Source organism: Moorena sp. SIO1F2 (genome assembly GCF_010672755.1).
Lineage (GTDB): Bacteria > Cyanobacteriota > Cyanobacteriia > Cyanobacteriales > Coleofasciculaceae > Moorena.
The window spans coordinates 1-17,392 of sequence record NZ_JAAHFV010000112.1; the positions used below are offsets into that span (position 1 = coordinate 1).

Below are 17,392 nucleotides of genomic sequence, written 5' to 3' on the forward strand. Positions count from 1 at the left end.
TCTCCCGCCGCACGTTTCGGATGCAGACGGATCACGGCCAGTCCCTGCGTGTGCGCCGCCGCCAGCGCCGGGCCATCATAGCCTTCCGGCAGAACAATCGCCTTTGCGCCCAGATCGTCGTGATACACCACTAAACAAACCATTAGTATGGCCAGAGTTGGGGGATTTACCAAGTTTCTGGGACGTAGTGAATGGTACAGCTGTTGAGCTAAACCAGATGCGACTGGTATTAATTCCTAGTGAAGAAATCAATTTTACAGCGTTGCGAGTACCGCGAGAGTGGGTTGATATTCCTGAGTGGGCTAGTCATTATTATGTGGCGATGCAACTGAATTTAGAAGAATGCTGGTTACAGGTGTGGGGATACACAACTTATCAACAGTTACGTGATCATGGTAACTATGACATCATCGATGAAACCTACGCTGTGGATGCGGTAGATTTAATTGAAGATTTGAATGTGATGTGGGTAACGGAAGAACTTGCTCCTAGTCCCAAACTGCTAGTAAAGCCAATGCCAAGATTCTCCTCTGATGAAGCAACAACGTTAATCAAGCAATTGAGCCAGGAAACTCCTTATTCTCCGAGGCTAGATATTCCTTTTGCTAAGTGGCAGGCACTGGTATCAAATTCTAAATGGCGCAAGGAATTATATAAACAACGTTCCCTAGTTTACTCTCGTAAGCCATCTATAAACTTACTCTCATGGCTGGATAATTTCCTGGAGGCTGGTTGGCAAACTGTTGAGGAAATTCGATCAGGTAATGGTAACCCTAATCTAACCTTAGCTTACCGGTCTCAACCGACTCGTTTGAAAGATAGTTTGAACGGTAATTCTTCAGCATCTTCCCCCTTTACCGAAAATATCCCTGAAGCTGTAACCGCAATTATTAAACTATTAAAAACCAATAGCAGTAAACAAACTAACTTACCCGCTATAGAATTATTGGGTGAAATTGGTCATAGTAACTTAGAGGCGATCGCATTGCTTGCTGAGATGATCAATACTACTGACGATCATGACTTACGTCGCCAAGCCGCTGTCAGTTTGGGAAAACTTGACCCAAATCATCCCCAAGCTGGGATTAGGCGAGTTAAGATAATTGATTTAGAAATGCAACTGAATGGGAGCAAAGTAGCATTTATGGTTACTTTCATACCTGAAGCAGATGGGGGAATTAATGTTCACTTACGGGTGTATCCTACTAAGAGTAAATATCTAAAACCTAATCTCGAATTGCTAGTACTTGATCAGCAGGGACAAATTTTCTTGTCGGCTCAGTCGAGAAGTGCTGATAATTGGATCCAACTAGAGTTTAATGGCGAAAGGGGGGATAGGTTTATAGTAAAACTGGTACTGGGAGATGCCAGCTTTTCCAAAGAGTTTTTCCTGTAACCTATCTTGGGTTAAAGGTTGTATGTCAGAATGTAGAAGCCAGAAGCCAGAAGCCAGAAGCCAGAAGCCAGAAGCCAGAAGCCAGAAGCCAGAAGCCAGAAAGCAGAAGCCAGAAGCCAGAAAGCAGAAGCCAGAAAGCAGAAGCCAGAAGCCAGAAGGCATAATATATAATTATAAATTACCCGTTTTTCATAATAAAATTAAAAAATACTAAAAATAAATTAAATAATACTGACTGAAAAATGACGACGAGTTTAGTAACATTAAAAATAGTCGATGGTGACTTTAAACAGGGGTTTCTAGTTATCCTAAAAATTGGGATTGATCCCAATGAAAATAATTTAATGGCTAGAGAAATTGATGGTTGGTTACCACCAGCACCTCAGATTAACCAATTGTGTGACAGTTGGCTCTTAAGCTATCGTGCTCAAGGGAGAATCAAAGTGCATCGGAAACTGATAGCTCCCCCAGAACAGATAACCAACTATTCAGTTATTAACTCAGCTCAGGATTTACAAGAGGCGATCAATAATTGGCTAAATTCAACCGATAGAAAGTTTCAACGCTTCCGGGATCAAGTGTTAAAAGCTTTATCGAACCATGGCAAGATTCGGTTTATTATTCAAACTAATAATATCAAACTTTGGCAACTGCCTTGGCATCTCTGGGATGTCTTGTCCGATTGTGATATTGAGGTGAATTTCAGTCCTTCAGAATTTCCAGTATCCTCAAAACCAATCGACCAATATAGAAATATAGTAAGAATATTGGCAATTCTAGGAGATGACACCGGGATTAATATCCAGCATGATTTAGCATTACTCCAGGAGGAATTACCGAATGCAGAAATTGTCCCCTTAATCAGTCCCCCAAAAAAAAAATTAAGCCAGGAATTATGGGATAAAAAGTGGGATATATTGTTTTTTGCTGGTCATAGTTTTACCCATAATAATAATTGCCAAGGACGGTTTTACATCAATCAGGATGAAAGCATTACCATTGAGGAGTTAAAGTATGGTCTAATCAATGGGATTAAGAATGGTTTAAAGTTGGCTATTTTTAATTCCTGTGATGGGTTAGGATTAGCATCAGAATTGGTTAGTTTACCAATCTCGACAACCCTGGTAATGCGGGAACGGGTGCCAGATGAGGTAGCTCAGAAGTTTTTGAGGTATTTTCTCAACGCATTTGCCACAAAGAAAAAATCCATATCGGATTCAGTGTGGGAAACCCGGAAAAGATTGCAGGAGGAGGTAGAAGATAACTATCCCTGTGCCAGTTGGTTACCAGTGATATTCCAGAATCCTGCTCTGGAACCAACAACTTGGGACGACTTGACTCAGGGATCCTATCTCAAGGATAAACCCAAACTCTCAAGGGTTTTACTGGTAAGTTTGATTGTCACTATCACAGTGATCACAATGCGATCGCTTGGGCTGTTACAAGGATCAGAATTACATGCTTTCGACCATCTCATGGCTCTGCAACCACCTGAAAAGCGGGATGAGCGGGTTTTAGTAATTGCGGTGGATGAACCAGATATTCAGTATCAGGACAAGATGGGTTGGTCTAGGAAAGGGTCATTATCCGATACGGCCCTGGCACAACTGTTGCGGAAACTCAACCGTTATCAACCGCGAGTGATTGGCTTAGATATTTATCATGATTTCGAGTTTGAACCCAACTTAGCTACTCAATTGAAACAAAATCCCCGTTTCATTGCGGTGTGCCAAATGGAAAGTAATGATCAGCCTGGTATCGCTTCACCACCCGGTATGGCATCACAACAGATTGGCTTTAGTGATTTGCCTCGTGACCCAGATGATATTATCCGCCGCCAACTTCTAGGGATGAGCTTAGGGATTAACTCTTGGGATACTTGTAATACTACTTACTCTCTGAGTTTACAAGTCGCTCTGAATTACCTAACCCAAAAGGGAATCCCGCCGATGAAGAGAAATTCAGCAGGGGATGTAGAAATCGGTGATGTGGTGTTTCGGAAATTCGCACACAATGCTGGTGGGTATCAGTTAAAGCCAAAACATGCAATGGGATATCAGATACTCCTTAATTATCGTGCCAAGAATCCCAAATACGTTCATCTTCAAGACTTACTCAAGGGTAAACTGGACTCCCAACTGCCGGATTTAGTCAAGGATAATATTGTCTTGATTGGGGTGGGTCAAGATTCAAAGGATTTACACCGGACTCCCTATACTAAAGGGCCATGGTCTGACAAAATACCTGGGGTTATGGTTCAAGCTCAGATGAGTAGTCAGATTATTAGTGCTGTTTTGGATAAGCGACCCTTGCTCTGGTGGTTGCCACAGTGGGGGGAAGTGCTTTGGATTGGTAGTTGGTCTGTGGTGGGAGGCCTATTAGTTTGGCGTTTACATTCCCCATCCTACTTGGGAGTTGCTGTTTTTGTTGGTATCAGCCTCTTATCTGGAGTCTGTTATGGTCTCTTACTCAAAGGGGGATGGATACCCTTTATACCATCAGCCTTGGCGTTAGTGGCAACCAGTGGAGCCATCGTAGTTTATAGCATTTTTAAATCAAATGTAAACAAGGATGACAGTTTTTTATATTACCAAAAATCCCTAGATACTTGATTAGCTCTTGCTTATTGCTGTTGGCATCTAGCCTTTACTAATCGCGATTATGTTTACATCTCAAATGTAAAGGCTATAGCGGTTTTCAATTAGGTGAGGTACATGTTTTGAGGGAGCAGGGAGCAGTGAAGTCATAATACGTAAGAGCTAAGAGCTAAGAGCTAAGAGCTAAGAGGGTAAAAATCTTGTGTACCTCATTAGAATAAAAACCGCACTAGATTTCTGATCCAAGTCTTTTTGATAAAAACGTTATTTGTTTAAGATTTAGTGAATTTTACTTCAACTAGAGCAATTAGTCCGGATTGACATGTAATACTGTTTTTGGCAAATAAATCAGCCATCAAGGTTAATTACCTCATTTTTATCATAGCTACCAACCTGAAAGCGTCAACGAAAAAACACCCAGACCAAAATTGATAAGAAATGTAAAGGCTTGCGTAAAATCCCTTGGCAAGGACTGATAAAGATTATGGAATACTTTAAAAAAATTAACGTTTGTCAAACCTCTCAGTATGTATAAAATAAAGCTAGCGTTGTACAAACCTTCCTTGATCTTGGCCCTTGCCTGGGTACTAGTTAATTTCACCATTTACCCTCTACGAGCGCGTTCGCAGTCTGTTGCTCTAAACAGCAACTCTGTTAGGGATAGTTTATCCGAATCCGATACCCCATCAGCTCAACCAGATGTAGACTTTGAGGGTGATGGCAGAACTGATCAGATCACAACAGCTGGAGGAGGTTTATATTTCCTCCCACCAGACGTCACTACACCAAATGCGACACAAAATGAAAGCTTTGAGGATGTGGGCAGACCACCGAAACGGACATCAGGAGCAGACCGTGGTCTGTGTTCGGATCAGCTGATTGCTATAGTCCCTGGTAGTAGCGAGATTGTCGAGACAACGGGAAACTGTAGTAATGATGCCAACAATGATTCCAACTCTTTATTAGCACTGACCTTAGCTGAGTCTCCTACCTTTTGGTTTTATGTTCCTGAACAGTCTACTCCTGAACTAACGGCGGAGTTTGTACTGCTCGATCACAACCAACAGGCTCTACTAGTCGAATCTATTCCGTTATCTGGAACTCCTGGGATTGTCAGTGTTCCGTTGACCGAACCCCTAGAAACTGAACAGGTCTATCGATGGCAGCTCTCTGTTGTAGTTAATCCCCAAAACCCCTCTGGGAATCCCACGGTGGAAGGATTAGTCAAACACATCACACCAGACTCTACCCTAAGTCGTAAGCTAAAGGCTGCTACTTCCCTACGGGAGCGTATTGCTATTTATGCCAGTCACGGTATTTGGCATGATGGGATGACAGCCTTAGCTGAACTACGGCAACAGAAACCAGAGGATTCTAGGTTAGAACGGGATTGGCAGGATTTCCTAGGTTCGGTGGGTTTGCGTGCGATCGCATTCAAACCTCTAGTTGATTGTTGTACAGCACAGGGAGTAGGGAGTAGGGAGTAGGGAGTAGGGAGTAGGGAGTCGGGAGTAGGGAGTAGGGAGTAGGGAGTCGGGAGTCGGGAGTCGGGAGTCGGGATCAACAATTATCACAATTCCTACACCGATCCCTATATAGCACTACGCATTAAAGTTAGGACAAGCCTCCCCATCTCCCCATCTCCCCACACCTCCCCCAATTCCCGATTCCCGATTCCCGATTACTTTGTGGTAGTTCTGAGGAAGCTATCATCAACAGGCAACTTTGGAGCTTTGAACAGTGGACAAGAATTGAGAAAAACACGATCAGCGAGCCCGTGGGTGGTGCATTACTCAGCATTCGTTTAATTTGAGTTAGGTCACAGGGTCGAAGCCTGTGCCACAAAGCTGATAGCTGATAGCTGATAGCTGATAGCTGATAGCTGATAGCTGATAGCTGATAGCTGACCCCGATTCCCGATTCCCGATTCCCGATTCCCGATTCCCGATTCCCGATTCCCGATTACAGCCAATTTCCCACTAAAACATAGGCTCCCCAGTAAAATGGAGCTTGATAACCAGGTCTTTTTAAAAGATTAACTTGAGCACGGCGCAAGGCTTCAGCTTTAGTAACCGTTGCGCCAGAAGCAGCTAATTCTTCGTAAAAAAATGTCATCAGTTTAGCGGTAGATTCATCATTAATGAACCATAGGGAAGCCAGAGTACTCCTGGCTCCTGACTGAATCGCTACCCCGGCCAAGCCTAAGCTAGCACGACTATCGCCATCGGCAGTTTTACAAGCACTCAGCACTAGTAATTCAATTGCTTCTAAACTATTGTTACTTCTGTTCTGGATGACATTGCTTAAATCCTTGATATTGATTCGTTTATCCCACGCCAGCAGAAAGGTCTCTTCTGGTACTGAACTAAACTGACCATGAGTGGCTAAATGCACCACAGGAAATGGCACTGAACTGATTAACTCTTGCCATTTCTGACTGGTAAAGTCTTGATTGAGCAATTGCTGACTCGGAATTTGGGATTTAATTTCCCCTAATTCTGTTTTAACATTGGGTAGGTTAGCGAAACCTTGATGATCAGGCAAATCCTCCCGGATCTCTGAGAGTCCAAAAGCTAAGGCATTTAACTCTACTTGAGCTAAGGGTTTGGGCTCTAGTAGACTCAAACCAGGAATGAGTGCGATCGCATAGCCTTTTTCTACTATATACTGTTCACCATCATGAAGGGTAGCCATGGGAACATTGCGAAAGCCAACATCAAGAACAAATACTAAGGTTTTCACTTGATTGGCTTCGAGCAACCCTTCCGCCGGTCGAATTAACCAGTCATAAACCTGTTGGGATAAGGCTAGACTGTTTTTAGAAATAAAACGTTTTTCTAGCTGTATACGGAGACTTTCTAAGGTTTGCTCAAGTTTAGCTTTAGGTAAAGCAGTGGTGTAGTGAATAAATTCTCCTGATTTTGGTAATTTCACGATCACCGCTAACCGGTCATCGAGAATAATCGGATAGACTAATGCTGCACTCGGATCGATTTCTTGCTCGGCCAATTCCACAATGTCAGAAAGGTTACACCCCAGAAAATTCTCAATTTGGGCTAGCTGCAGAGAGTCAATTGCTTCGGTAGCTTGCTTGAGCTTGTTATCTGAAATCGGGTTATCTGCAATCCGGTTATCTGAAATCCGTTTATTTGCGATCGGTTCAGCGCTTTGTTCGTCTTTCAAGAGTAAATCGACTAATTCTCGATAGACTTGCTCAACATTTTCTCGAAAGGAAAACTGCACATCTGAACTAAGAGCCAGTAAATCTTGGCGGAGAGAATCTAGGGTTTTGACAGTGGCTTGGTAAGCGGTGATTGCTTCTTCAGTTTTTCCCAGAGCTTTATAAATTCGTCCTAACTGCCATTGCCATTGATAGGCAATGTCATCGGATTGAATCCCTTGAGCTATGGTGAGGGCTTTTTCGGTAAATTCTTGAGCTTGATACCATTGCTGAGTTTCTTCATAGAGCTTACCCAGGGTACCGAGGGCATAGGATTCCGCTCGTTTATCGTCTAAAACTTGAGCCTCTTGGACAGCTTTGACTAAACTATGGGCAATTTCGTAAGGCTCAAGGTTCAATGATGACCCCTGAAGATTATCTTCATCCTTATTCGATTTTAGCTCATAGCTGATCAGGCTTTCCACAAAATTGATTTGAGCATAGATTGCTGTTCGACTAGGTGGTAATTTAGTAATCTCGCTGTTGAGTAATTCCTTGACTTGGTCATTTATTTGAGATTTTAATTCTTGGAGCCTTGTGGCTTTGTTTTGATCTTTGTCTTGATCTTTGTCTTGAGCCGTTAAGCTCTCTAACCAATTGTGAAAATCAATTAGTAGACTTAACTGCTGTAGTTTTGGTTCAATGTCTAAGCTAGTGGAAGCTGATAATTTGCTCGACTCTTGAAGAGATTCTTGATAGTATTTTATAGCATAATCAAACTGCTCAATAACCTGTTCTTTAACTTCTTTTTGTTTAACTATCAGGTTGGTTCTGGTGTATAATTGTTTATAGTGGTTGTACCAAGAACGTTCTGTATGCCCCAAACTCAGTAAGGTTTCTCGCTTTTGCAGAGGAGGTTGAGCTACTTTCAAACTTGCCTTAAGCACTTGCTGAGAATGGTTCAAGTCCCCGAGGAGACGGAGACTATTCCCAAGGCTACGTAAGCCCAGGATTTTAATCTGGGGATCAGGGGTTTGTTGAAAGGTTTGCAGCACCTTTTCAAACCGTTCTTGATTGGACAAATCGCAATTATTGTCCAGCTTTAAGGCTTGTAATAAGGTTTTACAGGTGCGACGGTAAAGTCCTAAGGCTTCCATCGCTTGAGCTTGATTAATTAGGGTACCTGTAATGCCAATGTCATCTTTTAATTGTTGATAAATCTCAGTAGCCAATTGCCAGGCTTCTAGAGCAGTGTCTGGTTGTCCTAAGGCTAATTCTAGACTACCTAGGGTGTTGAGAGCTTGGGCGCGGATTTGCTGGTAGTCTGGGCTATCCCGGAGATCTGATCCGGTCTCTAACAGGTTGAGGCTAAATGCGATCGCATCTTCGGCATCAAACCACTGTTGCAGTTTCTGGTAAGCCAAGGACAGATAACTCAAAACCATGGCCTGATGTAGTCTATCCCCTTGGGATTCATAGGCTTGTGCTGCTTGTTCCCAAGTGCTTGCTGCTTGACTAAACTGACCTTTGGTGTATAGTGCTCTGCCTTGTTCCACTAATTCTGACGCTGACCAATCTTGCGGAATTGGCTTAACAGTTGTGGGATAGGATAAGACCGGGAGGATGCCAATGGGGAGAACTAAATTTAGGAGAAAAAAAATTAGGGCTTGGGTGCCAACTAGGGTCGGGCGAAGCATGGGAACGCTAAATCTAGGGTTTCTATTAAATTATCTCTAGGATAGACTATGGCTTTTCATCGTAAGGCTTAGCGTAGGCCACAGCCGACGCTAAGCGATCGCATGGTTGTTTAACGGTTAGGCTTTCGCAACGGTTACCCAAAAGGAACATTCAACGCCCCATTTTCCTTCAGCCATTGGCACTGTTGAGCACTTAAGCCTTTAGCATCGGTAAACACTGCACCTGCTACCTCACAGTTAGAGAAATCAACACCATTCCAAATAGTATTCTCCAAATTAGCGTACTGTAAATCAGCATTTTTAAGATTAACCTTAGATAAGCGAGCGCCTTCTAAATTTGCAGAAAATAAAGACGCTTCAGTTAAATCAACATCCTTTAATAAGGCATTTTCCAAACTTGACTCCAGCAACTGAGCACCACGCAAAATTACCTCGGTCAAATCAGCAGCTCTGAGATTAGCAACAATCAAATTAGCAGAGGTTAAATCTGCTCTGACTAAACTAGCACGGCTTAAGTTGGCTCGTTCCAAATCAGCACCAAGCCACTTAGTATCCATTAACTTAGCCGCTTCTAAGCTAGCTAGATCAAGGCTTGCCCCACTGAAATTAGCCTCAGGGAAATTCACAGCTCCTAAATTGGCCATCTTGAGATTGGCATTGATAAAGGTTATCCCTTTGCCAGTTGCTTCTCTCAAATCAGCCTTTTGCAGCTGAGCTAAGGACGCCTCAACCCCATCTAGTCTTGCTCCACACAGCTTAGCTTTTGCTGCCCAAGCCCCTCGGAGATTCGCCTCCTCCAAACCAGCACGAGTCAGTTTAGCTTCTGAGAGTTGGGCATAAACCAGAGTGGCCCCGGATAGCTTGGCCCAGCTGAGATTGGCTTGATTAAAGTCTGTCTCTTGACAAGACGCTCCTGAGAGATTGGCATTACGTAGGTAGGCATGGGCAAAGTCAGCCTTATCTAGATTCAAGCCCTGTAAATCAATATGACTCAGCTCGGCTTTCTGTAACGACAGTCCTTGCTTAAGTTGTTTAAGAACTTGATTAGTAGTTAATAATGTCATAGTATTGCTTATACAAAACCTGTAGTCAGTTCGTTTTGTATCTAATCTAACTTTATTTTCACACAATATGTGATTACAGCAATAATCTTTTACATAAATACATTGAGCGTTTGAGGCATAGGAGCAGTCAAAGTATTAGGGAATCGGGAATCGGGAATCGGGAGTCGGGAATCGGGAGTCGGGAGTCGGGAGCGGTGCGACCCGTGGCGAATTTAATTCGACGACTGTAAGCGCACTCCCTGGGAGTCGGAATGCAGCTCAGTCTTGGGGGAAACCCTTACTTGTGCTTTGCATCAAGACGGGGTAAGAAGCTTGAATCTACCTCATAAGTATGATCACAATAAGTATGATCAAAGCTATACCAACTTCATCGAAAACTACTTCTTACCTCTGTTCCCCTATACCCCCACACTTCCCTGTCTCCCCACACTTCCCCCTCTCCCCACACTTCCCCCTCTCCCCACACTCTTCTCCCGATTCCCGTTCCCCTCCTGGGAGGGGTTAGGGGTGGGTTCCGATTCCCGATTCGCGATTCCCCATTCCCTGCCCTATAGCTTTCATGGTCAAGTTTTCTATCAGTCGCTTTATCCTCATGGCAGCTATAGTGATTGGTGTAATTGTCCTTGTTCCAACTATCAAGCAAATTACCCAGCAGCGAGCCATGACATCCGCTTACGAATTACTGACTGACCCATTCTTGCAATTTCCTACAAAAGATTCCGTGCGGGTGGTTTGGTTTACCGAATTTCCTGGCTCCCGCCACACTGTTACCTACGGCACGAGCTCTTATCGTAAGGCCACTGCTACTACTACTAAACTCAGCCGCACTCGGGAAGACCAAAAATCCCGAGTAGGCAACCAGACCGAAGACGGCCAAGTCTACCAGAAGCCAATCATGCGGGATATTTGGCGTCATGAAGCGATCGTAACTGGACTGACTCCTGGTCTTCCTGTTCCCTATCAAGTCACCAGTGTCAAGGAGAATGGGCAAGTTGTCAGGAGCAAACTCTTTAGCCTCAGTGCTCTACCAAACCCTGAGACACCCCAGAAAATTCTTCTGACTTCTGACCATCAACTAATGCCCATGACCGCAGCTAATCTCCAGAAGGTGGTAGACACTGTAGGCCAAATTGATGGAGTGTTTTATGTTGGTGATTTAGTTAATATTCCTGACCGGGCTTCGGAATGGTTTGATGATAACCGGGGTGGTGCGTTTTTCCCTTGTCTTCAGGGTCGAGCTAATTACCAATTGGAAAAGAATGGGGTTAAAACTACCTACCATGGCGGTGAAATTATTCAAAATGCCCCGATCTTTCCTGTAGTTGGCAATCATGAAGTGATGGGGCGTTTTTCTATGGAAAAGGATTTGAATAGCCAATTCAATGACCCTTTTCCTCGGGCTGCAGCACAAGCCATCTATCAGCAAAAAGCTGAACAGTTAAATCCAGATAATGACCCTAATTATTACCAAGCTTGGCTAAAAAACAATAGCTATAATACTGACACTTATAACGAGATTTTTTACCTACCTAATGGCAAACCTTATTATGCCGTAACCTTTGGTGATATTCGCTTAGTGGTGTTGTACATTACTAATATTTGGCGGACACCTAGCTTAAGCCCTAATGCCAAAGGTAGGTATCAAGAACGGGAACAAGATTTAGACAATCCCATCGCTTGGGGATACGGACAACATATCTTTGAACCGGTTAGTAAAGGGAGTCTCCAGTACCAATGGCTCCAGGCAGAACTCAATAGCCCTGAGTTCCAACAAGCCAAGTATAAAATTGTGATGTTTCACCATCCTCCCCATAGCCTAGGGGGGAATATTGTCCCAGCTTATACTAACCCAGTGCAGATCATTGAGCGGGATCGGGCGGGTAAGGTGACAGCAGTGCGTTATGAGTACCCCAAAGACAAGGATTACATCATTCAGGATGTGGTGCCATTGTTAGAAGCTGCTGGTGTGCAGTTGGTGTATTATGGCCATTCCCATCTATGGAATCGCTTTGTTGATGGTAATGGCATCCATTTTTTAGAATCCTCCAATGTCGGGAATAGTTATGGCGCTTATGTTGGTCAGAAGAAGCGCCCAGTACCAACTGGGTATAACGAAAACTATTCCGCTACTGGAGACGCCAATGGATTAGAGCCCGTTATGCCAACAATCGCGCCATTGTTAGGAGAGAATAACCAGCCCTTGCCTTATATCGCTAGTAATGACCTCACTGTATTTAGTATCTTCGATACTGGCACCGGTATAGTAACTAGCTATCGCTTTGATACGCGATCGCCTAATTCAGAGGTGATTAAATTCGATCAGTTTATGTTAAAGCCAAGGGATTAGGGTTGGGAGATGGGGAGATGGGGAGATGGGGAGATGGGGAGATGGGGAGATGGGGAGATGGGGAGATGGGGAGATGGGGAGATTTTTGATGAAGGGTAATTATCCTAAAATTCTATTATAGAATGATATATTGGCTACTCTTGCTAGCATGCCTATTGCTAGCATGCCTATTGCCTCTTGCTAGCATGCCTATTGCCTCTTGCTAGCATGCCTGTTGCCTGTTGCCTGTTGCCTGTTGCCTCTCTATAAAAAATAGACACCCTTGGACATTCCTGACAAAATGGGTAATACTAGAGAGGTTGTGATTAGATCTAGCATTGATATGGAAAGTCATTCCGAGATGACATTAAGCATTGGGGAGGCAGCTAAACAGCTAGGAGTCTCTACCAAAACCCTAAGACGGTGGGCTGATGCAGGCAAAATCAGATATCAACGTTCACCTACTGGACAACGGCGATTTTATCTTAAAGATATCAAACATATAACACCAAGAAATCCTCAGCCATTAACCCACAGATTGACAATTAACTATGCCAGAGTTTCAAGTGATGAGCGACAAAAAGACCTGAGGAGTCAAATTCAATTATTAGAAAATTTTAGCGCTGCTAATGGTTGGCAATACGAAACTATTTCTGATTTAGGGGGTGGTTTAAATTATCACAAAAAAGGATTGAACCAATTACTCATAAAAATTATGACAGGGGATGTTGAACGATTGGTGATAACTCACAAGGATAGATTGCTGAGATTTGGATCAGAATTAATCTTTACCATTTGTGAAGAGTTTGGCACAGAAGTCGTGATCATTAATAAATCCCCAGAGGGAGTCAGCTTTGATGACGAATTAACCCAAGACATGATGGAATTAATCACAGTCTTTTCTGCCCGTCTCTATGGCGCTAGGAGCCAAAAAAATCAAAAATTACTGGATGGAATGAGTAAAGTGGTAAAGGAATTAGAGTAAGGAGTAGGTGGAGAGGGGTTAGGGTGGGGAGATTGGGGAGATTTTTATTAAGGGTAATTATCCCGACATGATATTAGAGAATATGGAAGAAACCCCGGCTGTGAAAGCAACTCCCAACCGATTTGAGCCAATTATACATCATAAGGGAAGAGCCGGTCGAGGAAGGGGTTAGAAAAAAGTCGATCAGGATCAAATTCTTTCATAAGTAGAGCGAAGTCATCCCAACGTGGGTATTGTGAGCGCAGATATTCCCGATTGGAATAAAAGTGCTTGCCCCAGTTGGGACGGCCACCATACTCTAATAATATCTTTTCGGCTTCCCGGTGATAGTTTTCAATCACCTGAAAATCTGACCCTGATAAGTTAAGGCTAATATATACCGATTCTCTTTGATACAGTGGGCTTAACCAATGCTCTTCGGAACTAGCAAATCGAACTGATATTGGTAGGTTTATCCTAAATCCCTGGTTTTTTATCATCTGGTGAATTTGCTCCAGAGCTTTGATTGTAGCTGACCTTGGTATGGCATACTCCAACTCAGAATAGGTGAAATTAATATTCTCAAAGGCGAGGATTTTAAAGCTCTTATCCCAACGGTTTAATCCCCGTAGATTAGTAAAAAAAGCTACTCTAAAGATGAGAGGAATTGTAAAAGGAAACGTCCTGGTAATCCAGTCACCGATTCCATTGCCTTCTCTAGATATAGTTCTAGATAGGTCGTCTAGGAATTGTCTCCAGAATGGCATGGGCGCAACTGGCTCATCCATTTTATTAAACTTAAACCAATAGGAGCGTGAGGTGTGGGGAAATTCAAAGAATTGGAAATGGTCGTTTTCTTTAACTAGTGTGTCTATTTCTTTTCTGAGAAGGTCGGTCAACATCGGTTGTTGAATATCTCGCAAGAAGAATTTAGGGACACAACGAAGGGTTAATTTAGTAATAATACCAAGGGCACCTAAGTTGACACATACTCCATAAAATGTGGGATTATCTTGTTGGTAGCGGACAACTTCCCCGGATGCTTTCATTAGCTCTAGCTCAACCACTGCACTAGCCAGTGAGCCGTTTTTGTCTCCTGTTCCATGGGTAGCCATTGCTATTGCACCAGAAATAGTCTGCTTGGTGATTGCTCCCAGGTTTTCCAAGGCCATGCCCTGTTGGTCGAGGTATTCATTCAAGCTGTTTAGTGTTATTCCTGGCTCAACAGTAACGGTCCCCCGTTCTCGGTCTAGCTCGATTACTCGGTTTAGTCGCTTTAATGATACAAGAACACCATCGGTGCATGCAGCTTCTGACCATGAGTGTCCCGAACCAACCACCTTAACTTTCATCTTTTCGGTTCGAGCCATGGCAAGAACTTTCTTGAGATCTTCGTTAGAAGATGGCTCGACAATACTTTTGGGGTTGCAAGAAACATTACCCCTCCAATTTGACCAAGTAACTGACATATTAATTTCTGAAAAATATTGTAATGGTTTTTATAAATTTTAGCAGAGAATAGATAAGCTGTCAGCTATCAGTTTCTTAGCTGAATCAGTAGTTTAGCAATATGACGTTGAAGGTTTTCCCAATCTTCGGGAAATTCCTCACGGGTAAAGATTTCTGAGGCATTTTCATAGCATGCGATCGCATTTTCCAGATTCTCTGTAGTTTCTCCTACTATTCTGTTGCTGTAAGCATTACCCAGGTTATATAGGGTCCTTGCCCACTCTTCGGGGAAGTCTTGTTTAGTATAAACAGACAAGGCTAGTTGGTATTGGGCAATAGCAATTTCGAGATTATCAGCCCGGTTTCCACGGATTCTGTCACTGTAGGCGATGCCCAGGTTGTTGTGAGTACTTGCCCAATCTTCCGGGAAATCTGGTTTGGTGCGAACTTCTAATGCTAGTTGGTATACTTCTATGGCTTCTTCGAGATTATCAGCCCGGTCTCCACGGATTCTTTCACAGTAGGCATTGCCCAGGTTATAGTGAGTCATTGCCCAATCAATGGGGAAGTCTGGTTTGGTGCGAATTTCCAAGGCTAGTTGGAATGCTTTAATAGCTTTTTCGAGATTATCAGCCCGGTCTCCACGGATTCTTTCACAGTAAGCTATGCCCAGGTTGTTTTGAGTACTTGCCCAATCTTCGGGGAAGTCTGGTTTGGTATAAACCTCCAAGGCTACTTGGTATGCATCTATGGCTTTTTCGAGATTATTAGCCCGATTGCCACGGATTCTGTCACAGTAGGCATTGCCCAAGTTGTTTTGAATAGCTGCCCAAATTTCCGGGTTACTTTGATTAGTAAAAACGGTTAGCATCGTTTGGTAAGCAGCAATAGCGATTTCCCTGTTATTGGCTTGATTGCCCAGGGAAAAATCGCTGATCATGGTGCTGAATTCCCAGATACTATTAGCGATTTCTGTTGCTGTTTCTGGTTCCGCTGCTGAGAGTTTAGTACTTGCCCAGGTTTGCAGGATATTGATAAAATTATGATCGAGTTTGTCTAGGTTTGCTACCAGGAGTTGGTAGACAGCTTCGCGGTCGCCTTTGCTGTTAGCGGTTGCTAGCAATACTTCCTCTAAGAATTGCTGATACTCTTCCGATGAAGCCTTAGCTGAAGTAAGGGTTTCTGAAATTGCCAGACCCTTTAAAAGCTTACTCCTGATACGTAGTAAAAAGTTAGCCGCGTTTTGGTGGCCATTTCCTGTTAGATATTCGGCTGATTGTGCCATTACTTGCAATAACTCTGCATCCACTAACTCAAGGTTGCTATTAATAATTTTCATTTCTTTACCCTTGGGACAAGTTAGGAGTTGGTGGATCAAGTTGAGGTATTTTTGTTTTCTTTGTTTGTCCATTTTTACTTACCCCTGGGTCAGCTGTCAGCCTTCAGCTTTCTTGGTTGTGGGAGCATGTTACTTATATAGAACATTTGTACTAATGAACTAGCCCCCTCATGGGTTTAAGCACGCTCTGATGGTACATAGTTGATCTGTTCTGCAACTTTGACCTACTCCCTTTGGTTATTACTTATATAATAGTATTTTATATAGCAATTCTCTATGCCATGAGGTACAAAGAGATCCCCCATTATCCCCCTTATCAAGGGGGACTTTGAGGTTTAGAAGCGTACCTCATAAATCCTAGAAACGCTATAAATAGTATTTTAGACACACTTATCCTGCCTGAGATATCAACAATGGAAGAACTAAAAAATAGAGTTGCCTTAATTACTGGTGCTAGTTCTGGTATTGGTCGAGCAACGGCGATCGCCTTTGCCAAAGAAGGTGCAAAAGTTGTGGTTGCTGCCCGTCGAAGTAAAGAAGGAGAAGAAACCGTTGAGTTAATCAAACAAGTAGGTGGAGAAGGGATTTTTATCCAAACTGATGTCACTCAAGAAGAACAGGTTAAGAATTTAGTCGAAAAAACCGTTGAAATCTATGGTCATCTTGATTGTGCTTTTAATAATGCTGGTTTCGCTGTAGGAAATCCAATTACCGAAGAAACAGTAGAAAATTATGACCAAGTCTTTAATGTCAATGTTAAAGGGGTATTTTTATCTCTTAAATACGAACTATCCTATATGTTAAATCATGGAGGGGGAGCAATTGTTAATTGTGCTTCTATTCTAGGTTTGGTTGCTTTATCACCAATATCTCTTTATACCGCTAGTAAACACGCAGTATTAGGCTTAACTAAAACAGCAGCTTTAGAGGTGGCACAGTCTAACATTCGTGTTAATGCCGTATGTCCCGGTGTAATTGACACAGACATGGCTCGTCCTTTCTTCCCTATTCCTTTCTATCAAGAGTTTATAAAAAAACATCCTATGGGTCGAGTAGGCAGAGAAGAAGAAGTTGCCAATGCTGTCGTTTTTCTGTGTTCAGATAAAGCATCTTTTATTACAGGAGAATTTTTAGCTGTAGATGGAGGGTTTCTCGCTCAATAGATGTAGGAGTCGTAAGCTATCAGCTATCAGCTATCAGCTATCAGCTATCAGCTATCAGCTATCAGCTATCAGCTATCAGCTATCAGCGGTCAGCTATCAGCTATCAGCCATTGGCTGTAGGCCACGCTACTAGATCGGTACTTTTGAATAAAATAAGCTGACCACTGACCACTGACCGCTGACCGCTGACCACTGACGTCAGCTATCAGCTTTTAGCTTTTTAATAAAACAGGTAAG

The 17,392-nt window shown here is 43.0% G+C and carries 14 protein-coding genes; 8 read left to right on the plus strand and 6 right to left on the minus strand.

The window, feature by feature from the left end; genetic code table 11:
• Nucleotides 1–157 precede the first annotated feature (157 nt).
• The 4 genes from F6J94_RS15205 to F6J94_RS15220 all read left to right on the plus strand — a co-directional run bounded on the left by F6J94_RS15205 (nucleotide 158) and on the right by F6J94_RS15220 (nucleotide 5,480).
• The gene (locus tag F6J94_RS15205) at nucleotides 158–1,396 is read left to right on the plus strand and encodes a DUF1822 family protein (RefSeq protein ID WP_293041561.1); all 1,239 of its coding nucleotides are present in this window, start codon (nucleotides 158–160) and stop codon (nucleotides 1,394–1,396) included.
• A 22-nt stretch (nucleotides 1,397–1,418) separates the two neighbouring features.
• A complete protein-coding gene (locus F6J94_RS15210) occupies nucleotides 1,419–1,610 on the plus strand; it encodes a hypothetical protein (RefSeq protein ID WP_293041564.1) in 192 nt (63 codons plus the stop codon).
• Nucleotides 1,611–1,638: 28 nt separating this feature from the next.
• Nucleotides 1,639–4,008, plus strand: coding sequence for a CHASE2 domain-containing protein (locus F6J94_RS15215; RefSeq protein ID WP_293041567.1), 2,370 nt, complete (start codon nucleotides 1,639–1,641; stop codon nucleotides 4,006–4,008).
• A gap of 512 nt (nucleotides 4,009–4,520) precedes the next feature.
• A complete protein-coding gene (locus tag F6J94_RS15220; RefSeq protein ID WP_293041570.1) occupies nucleotides 4,521–5,480 on the plus strand; it encodes a DUF928 domain-containing protein in 960 nt (319 codons plus the stop codon).
• Here the strand turns inward: F6J94_RS15220 and F6J94_RS15225 are convergent.
• The 4 genes from F6J94_RS15225 to F6J94_RS15240 form a co-directional block, all read right to left on the minus strand.
• On the minus strand, nucleotides 5,436–5,567 hold the full coding sequence (locus F6J94_RS15225) for a hypothetical protein (protein WP_293041573.1): 132 nt from the start codon (nucleotides 5,565–5,567) through the stop codon (nucleotides 5,436–5,438). The two genes, F6J94_RS15220 and F6J94_RS15225, sit on opposite strands and share 45 nt — an antisense overlap.
• A gap of 245 nt (nucleotides 5,568–5,812) precedes the next feature.
• A complete protein-coding gene (locus tag F6J94_RS15230; RefSeq protein WP_293029756.1) occupies nucleotides 5,813–5,965 on the minus strand; it encodes a hypothetical protein in 153 nt (50 codons plus the stop codon).
• Complete coding sequence (locus F6J94_RS15235; protein WP_293041576.1) at nucleotides 5,956–8,850, minus strand: CHAT domain-containing protein; 2,895 nt, start codon at nucleotides 8,848–8,850, stop codon at nucleotides 5,956–5,958. The genes F6J94_RS15230 and F6J94_RS15235 overlap by 10 nt, the downstream gene beginning before the upstream one ends.
• 134 nt (nucleotides 8,851–8,984) lie before the next feature.
• A complete protein-coding gene (locus tag F6J94_RS15240; RefSeq protein ID WP_293041579.1) occupies nucleotides 8,985–9,914 on the minus strand; it encodes a pentapeptide repeat-containing protein in 930 nt (309 codons plus the stop codon).
• 264 nt (nucleotides 9,915–10,178) lie between these two features.
• Between F6J94_RS15240 and F6J94_RS15245 the strand changes: the two genes are divergently transcribed.
• The 3 genes from F6J94_RS15245 to F6J94_RS15255 all read left to right on the plus strand — a co-directional run bounded on the left by F6J94_RS15245 (nucleotide 10,179) and on the right by F6J94_RS15255 (nucleotide 13,225).
• Complete coding sequence (locus F6J94_RS15245) at nucleotides 10,179–10,604, plus strand: hypothetical protein (protein WP_293041582.1); 426 nt, start codon at nucleotides 10,179–10,181, stop codon at nucleotides 10,602–10,604.
• Nucleotides 10,507–12,261 (plus strand): metallophosphoesterase, encoded by a 1,755-nt coding sequence (locus tag F6J94_RS15250; protein WP_293041584.1) that lies wholly within the window; start codon nucleotides 10,507–10,509, stop codon nucleotides 12,259–12,261. Before F6J94_RS15245 ends, F6J94_RS15250 begins: the two co-directional genes overlap by 98 nt.
• A 340-nt stretch (nucleotides 12,262–12,601) precedes the next feature.
• Nucleotides 12,602–13,225: an IS607 family transposase gene (locus tag F6J94_RS15255; RefSeq protein ID WP_293041603.1), complete on the plus strand. Its 624-nt coding sequence runs from the start codon at nucleotides 12,602–12,604 to the stop codon at nucleotides 13,223–13,225.
• 131 nt (nucleotides 13,226–13,356) lie between these two features.
• On the opposite strand, the gene F6J94_RS15260 is transcribed toward F6J94_RS15255, so the two are convergent.
• Nucleotides 13,357–14,673, minus strand: a complete 1,317-nt coding sequence (locus tag F6J94_RS15260) for a D-arabinono-1,4-lactone oxidase (RefSeq protein WP_293041587.1) — start codon at nucleotides 14,671–14,673, stop codon at nucleotides 13,357–13,359.
• 68 nt (nucleotides 14,674–14,741) lie between these two features.
• Nucleotides 14,742–16,064: a tetratricopeptide repeat protein gene (locus F6J94_RS15265; RefSeq protein ID WP_293041600.1), complete on the minus strand. Its 1,323-nt coding sequence runs from the start codon at nucleotides 16,062–16,064 to the stop codon at nucleotides 14,742–14,744.
• Between the two features lie 341 nt (nucleotides 16,065–16,405).
• On the opposite strand from F6J94_RS15265, the gene F6J94_RS15270 reads away from it, so the two are divergent.
• Nucleotides 16,406–17,155, plus strand: coding sequence for an SDR family oxidoreductase (locus F6J94_RS15270; protein ID WP_075900912.1), 750 nt, complete (start codon nucleotides 16,406–16,408; stop codon nucleotides 17,153–17,155).
• The last annotated feature ends 237 nt before the right edge of the window (nucleotides 17,156–17,392 follow it).